Source organism: Candidatus Benthicola sp., from assembly GCF_058719085.1.
In genome coordinates this window covers 1-4,912 of the sequence record NZ_JBZQEK010000113.1, presented here as the reverse complement: position 1 = coordinate 4,912, position 4,912 = coordinate 1, and the positions used below count along the sequence as shown (strand labels likewise).

Annotated in this window: 4 protein-coding genes; 2 read left to right on the top strand and 2 right to left on the bottom strand. The window is 68.2% G+C overall.

Annotated elements, in window-relative coordinates:
• On the top strand, positions 1 to 507 hold a 507-nt coding region (locus AC36XV_RS08830), incomplete at its 5' end, for an iron chaperone (RefSeq protein ID WP_492203318.1).
• On the opposite strand, the gene AC36XV_RS08825 is transcribed toward AC36XV_RS08830, so the two are convergent.
• Positions 504 to 2,552, bottom strand: a complete 2,049-nt coding sequence (locus AC36XV_RS08825) for a DUF5686 family protein (RefSeq protein WP_492203317.1) — start codon at positions 2,550 to 2,552, stop codon at positions 504 to 506. The genes AC36XV_RS08830 and AC36XV_RS08825 overlap by 4 nt on opposite strands.
• Positions 2,553 to 2,732: 180 nt before the next feature.
• The gene (locus tag AC36XV_RS08820; RefSeq protein WP_492203316.1) at positions 2,733 to 3,110 is read right to left on the bottom strand and encodes a hypothetical protein; all 378 of its coding nucleotides are present in this window, start codon (positions 3,108 to 3,110) and stop codon (positions 2,733 to 2,735) included.
• A gap of 221 nt (positions 3,111 to 3,331) precedes the next feature.
• Here AC36XV_RS08820 and AC36XV_RS08815 point away from each other — a divergent pair.
• Positions 3,332 to 4,912: phosphate acyltransferase (locus tag AC36XV_RS08815; RefSeq protein ID WP_492203315.1), on the top strand; the 1,581-nt coding region annotated here is incomplete at its 3' end.

The following is a 4,912-nucleotide window of genomic DNA, read 5'->3' as shown; positions in this document are numbered from 1 at the left end:
CGGCGAGGAGAGCGGTGCCCGGACCGACTCCTGAGTGGGAGGAGCCCGATGCGCTCCGATGCATCGACCGTGGAACAGTACCTGTCCGACCTGCCGGAGGATCGCAGGTCGGCCCTCGAGACCGTGAGGGAGACGATCCTCGCGAACCTCCCCGAGGGCTACGAGGAAGCGATGAACTGGGGGATGATCGCCTACCAGGTTCCGCTCGAACGGTATCCGGACACGTACAACGGGCAGCCGCTGATGTACGCGGCGCTCGCCTCACAGAAGAACCACATGGCCGTGTACCTCACCGGCATCTACATGTCGGAGGCGTCCCGTGAGGCATTCGAGGCCGCGTACCGGGCGACCGGGAAGCGGTTCGACGTCGGCAAGTCGTGCGTCCGGTTCCGGAAGCTGGAGGACCTTCCGCTGGACCTGATCGGCGAGACCATCGCCTCGGTGTCGGTCGACCGAATGGTGGCCCGGGCGGAGGAAGCGGGCTCGATCCGGAAGGGAAAGAGCTAGAGGGGCGCCCGCCACGCCGGGTTGACGCTGACCAGGTACTCCCAATCGCCGTCATCCAGGCCGCGGACGACGTCCATGCGGATCAGGTCCCACAGGAGGGACACGCCGGCGCCGACCGAAGGGCGCAACCCGTCCGAGCCCGTCACTCCGAAGTTCTCCGCGGCTGCGCTCGACACGGCCGTGATCCGGCTCCAGCCGACCGACCCGAGGACCCGCAGGCGCACCCACGGGGCCGCCACGTTGCGGGAGACCGCGGCGAGCATGTACGCCCCCTGGTCGCCGCCCCATGGCCGGAACCCGTAGCCCGGCACGGTGCTGCGGCCGCCGAGCAGGATGAGCCGCTGCTCCGGCAGCGTTCCGGTGGCGAGGGCAACGGCGCCCGAGGCCTCCCACTGCCATACCGCGTCCGGATCGGGCGGTGTGGCCTCGAACGAGCCCCGCCAACGCGTGTACCCGAAGTCGCCGCCGTCGGCGAGTTGGGATCGGAAGGTCACGCTCCACACGGCGGCCAGCGCGGACCCGAAACGCCGCGTGAGCTCGAGATCCAGGTGAGGGTCCGCCCCCTCTTCGATCGGCTGCACCGGCCTCGTCGCCCCGGATCCGATCGGACCGGCGAGGTCCGCGGCCGACTCCTGCTCTTCCCACACGGCGGCCACCGTGCCCGTCCAGGGGCCGATCGGGGTGGAGACCGATAGAGCCGCCCCATCCCGGAAATAGGGGTCGGTGTAGTCGTCGCCCCAGAACAGGGCCCCGAAGGTCGAGATCACGCCCGCGGCGGCGGGGAACGGTCCGATGTCCGTCAGCCGGTTGACGTAGCCGTACAGGCGAAACGTCGTCTCGCCTACCTCCTGGCGCAGCTCGAGGGCCGCCTCGGGGCGCTCCCGGGAGAACGGGTACCCCGCCCATCCGTACGCCGCGGTGCGACCTCCGATCTGCCAGCTCGCCCCGCCGCCCACGAGGAGTCCCTCCGCCCTCCTGTACCGGAGACCGGCCGACAGGTCGGGGAGGAAGAACCGCACCCGGTCGCCGCCGCCCAGGTATCGTCCGGCCGCGATCGAGACGGCCTTGCGCTGGAGCCGGGCGAAGCGCGCCGAGTCCTCCGGGGCGAACTCGTCGGTCACCCGAACTTCCTGCCGCCGCCAACCCGCGTAGCGGGCGAGCTCCTTCTGTGGAAGGGCCGCCACCCGGTGCCCTCCCCTGAGCCGGTAATGGGGCTCCGGGTCGAGGTCGTATTCGAGGATTTCGAAGTTGGCCCGGATCGTGGTGGAAAACGGAAGGTCCATCCAGCGGATCTGCCGGCGGACCTCCACTCGCTGTCGTACCGGAAGCCACCACCTGCGGTCGACCCAGCCGTTGGTGAGCTCGAGGCTGATGCTGCTGACCGTGGGATCGATGTACGCGGACGGCGTGAAGGACACGGACATCCGGGCGATGGCCATGGACGCGTAGTCCAGGTCGAGCGTTCCGATCACCCCGGGATCGTTCTGGCAGGCCGGTCGGACCTCGATTCGATACACTTGCGACGTGTGGGGGCCGACCATGACGGCCATCGAGTCCACGAGCCGGTACTCGTAGTACCCGGTCGCCCCTTCGGCGATCGGGTGCAGCACGTCCCGCACCTCGTCGCCCTCCCCGACCTGGATCCTCGGTCCGAAGTTCTCCATCACGAGGCTGAGGTGGTCGACGTGATAGTGGATGCGGGTCGGGGCCCAGGTGACGTTGCGGCGACCGACGATGGTCTGGAGCGATCCACGTCCGCGCGCCCACTCGAGCTGCAGGGCGATGCGGTCCGTCCGCACCGTCTGCTCTCCTCCGAACTCGCCGAAGTCGGCCAGGAAGTCCACGTGGCCCTCGGCGTAGGCATCGAACGCGGACAGCGTCGTGTCCGAGTACGCGTTCCGACGCTCGACGGCCGCCTCGTGGATGATGCGCACGACCCGGGACGCGTTCCAACCGGAGGCGCCGGAGTCGGGAAAGGGGCGACAGGCGTCAGAGGGAGTCTGACCGAGGGCGTCCGAAGCCGGGATGAGCAGCAGGGCGCTCAACAGCACCGGCAGGGCCCGGGCCCCGAGGCCGATACGAGTTCGAATTCCGGGCCGCGCCTGTTGGTGCGGCCCGCCACGAGCGAGCGGTTGTTCGTCTGTCACGGGAAGGGATACCGGCGAACGTCGCGGGGGTTTCGCTCCGCGGGAACTGCGAATCCCGCGAATGCCGCGCGACAGGCCTCAGGGCTCCGCGAAGAGGTCCTCCTGAGCTCCTCCGATTTCGGCGTCGGGCCCCTTCAGGCCGGCCAGGCGCCGGGTCCAGGCGTCCGCGTCGAAGCCGCCTTCCCGTTTCAGCATCCGTCTCAGCACGGCGGGCAGGTCCGCGAGTTCCTCGGCGAGGGCGTTCAGGAGGGCCATCGCTTCCGCCGATCGGGACATTTCGTCCGCTCCGGCCATGGAGTTGAGGATGGTCTGCTCGGAGCGCGAAGCGACCACCGGGTCTTCGCGGGTCGCCACGTAGACCTCGGTTCGCCTGCCCGGCCCCCGGCCTTCCTCGATCGGAAGGAGCCCTACGATCTCGTCCGATCGCCAGTATCGGCCGTATCCGAGGTATATCATGCGTCCAGGAACGATCTCCACGGCGCCTCCAGGCTGTGAGGTGAAGGGTGAAACTCCGGACGCCCCGGGGAGGTGTCAACCGGATTCCGTTCCTCGTTCGGGAGCGTCGGCGGGTCCCGGCCGGCGGTCGCCGCGGAGGCAGGCTATTTGCTGTAACTTATGAATCCCCTCGAGGGTCCGGTGAGCGCCCGGCAGCATCACGAGCGGGCAGCCGAACCGAGATGAAGACCATCGAACCGGAGCGGGAAACCGTGGCCAAGATTCGGAAGGAAGAGGCGCTTCGATATCACAGCGAAGGGCGGCTCGGAAAGATCGCCGTGATTCCCACGAAGCCCTGCGTCACTCAGAGAGATCTGTCCCTAGCCTACACGCCCGGCGTCGCGGAACCGTGCCGCGAGATCGAGAAGGACGTGGAGGCCGTCTACCGGTACACGGCTCGCGGCAACCTCGTGGCGGTGGTGTCCAACGGCACCGCCGTGCTCGGACTCGGCAACATCGGCCCCGAGGCCTCCAAGCCGGTCATGGAAGGTAAGGGTGTGCTGTTCAAACGCTTCGCTGACATCGACGTGTTCGACATCGAGATCGATGCCCCCGATCCGGCCGATGTCATACGGTTCTGCGAGATGCTCGCGCCCACCGTGGGCGGGATCAACCTCGAAGACATCAAGGCCCCCGAGTGCTTCGAGATCGAGGAGACGCTGAAGGAGAAGCTCGACATCCCGGTGTTCCACGACGACCAGCACGGCACGGCCATCATCTCCGGCGCCGCCCTGGTGAACGCCCTCGAGATCGTGGGCAAGAAGATCGACGAGGTGCGGATCGTGTTCTCCGGCGCCGGCGCCTCGGCGATCGCCACCGCAAACCACTACGTGCGCCTCGGAGCGAACCCGAAGAACCTCTGGTTCGCCGACTCGAAGGGCGTGATCAGCACGAAGCGGGACAATCTTACCCCTCAGAAGGCGATGTATGCCCAGGACACCGACCTCGAGACGCTGGCCGAAGCCGCGGTGGGCGCCGACGTGCTGGTCGGGCTGAGCGTGGGCGGGATGTTCACGCCCCGGATGATCGCCTCGATGGCGGACGACCCGATCGTCTTCGCCATGGCCAACCCGGACCCGGAGATTCTGCCGGAGGATGCCCTGGCCGTACGTGACGACGTCATCATGGCCACCGGCCGATCGGACTACCCGAACCAGGTGAACAACGTGCTCGGGTTTCCGTTCATCTTCCGGGGGGCGCTCGACGTCCACGCCACGAGCATCAACGACGAGATGTTCCTGGCGGCGACGCACGCGCTCGCCACGCTCGCCAAGGAGGACGTGCCCGAGTCGGTGGCCGCGGCGTACGAGGGAAGGCGCCTCCACTTCGGGCGCGAGTACCTGATCCCGACCCCGTTCGATCACAGGGTGCTGCTGTGGGAGGCGAGCGCGGTCGCGGAGGCGGCGATGCGCACGGGGGTGGCCCGCCGGCAGATCGATCTGGAGGAGTACCAGCACGAGCTGGAGGCGAGGCTCGGACCGGCGCGCGAGCTGATGCGAACCATCATGGACACGGCGCAGCACACGCCGAAGCGGATCGCATTGCCCGAGGGCGAGAACGAGACGGTGGTCCGCGCCTCTCACGCCATCGTGGACGAACGTCTCGGCACGCCGATCCTGCTCGGCAACCCGGAAGTGATCCGGGAGATCGCGGCTCGCGAGGAGGTCGACCTCGAGGGCGTGGAGATTCTGGATCCCGCCTCCTTCGATCGGCTCGAGGAATACGCCGGACACCTGTTCGAGCGCCGAAAGCGCAAGGGCGTG

Coding starts and splice junctions, on each gene's coding strand:
- AC36XV_RS08820 (WP_492203316.1), bottom strand. CDS start 3,110: ATGATATACCTCGGATACGGCCGATACTGGCGATCGGACGAGATCGTA.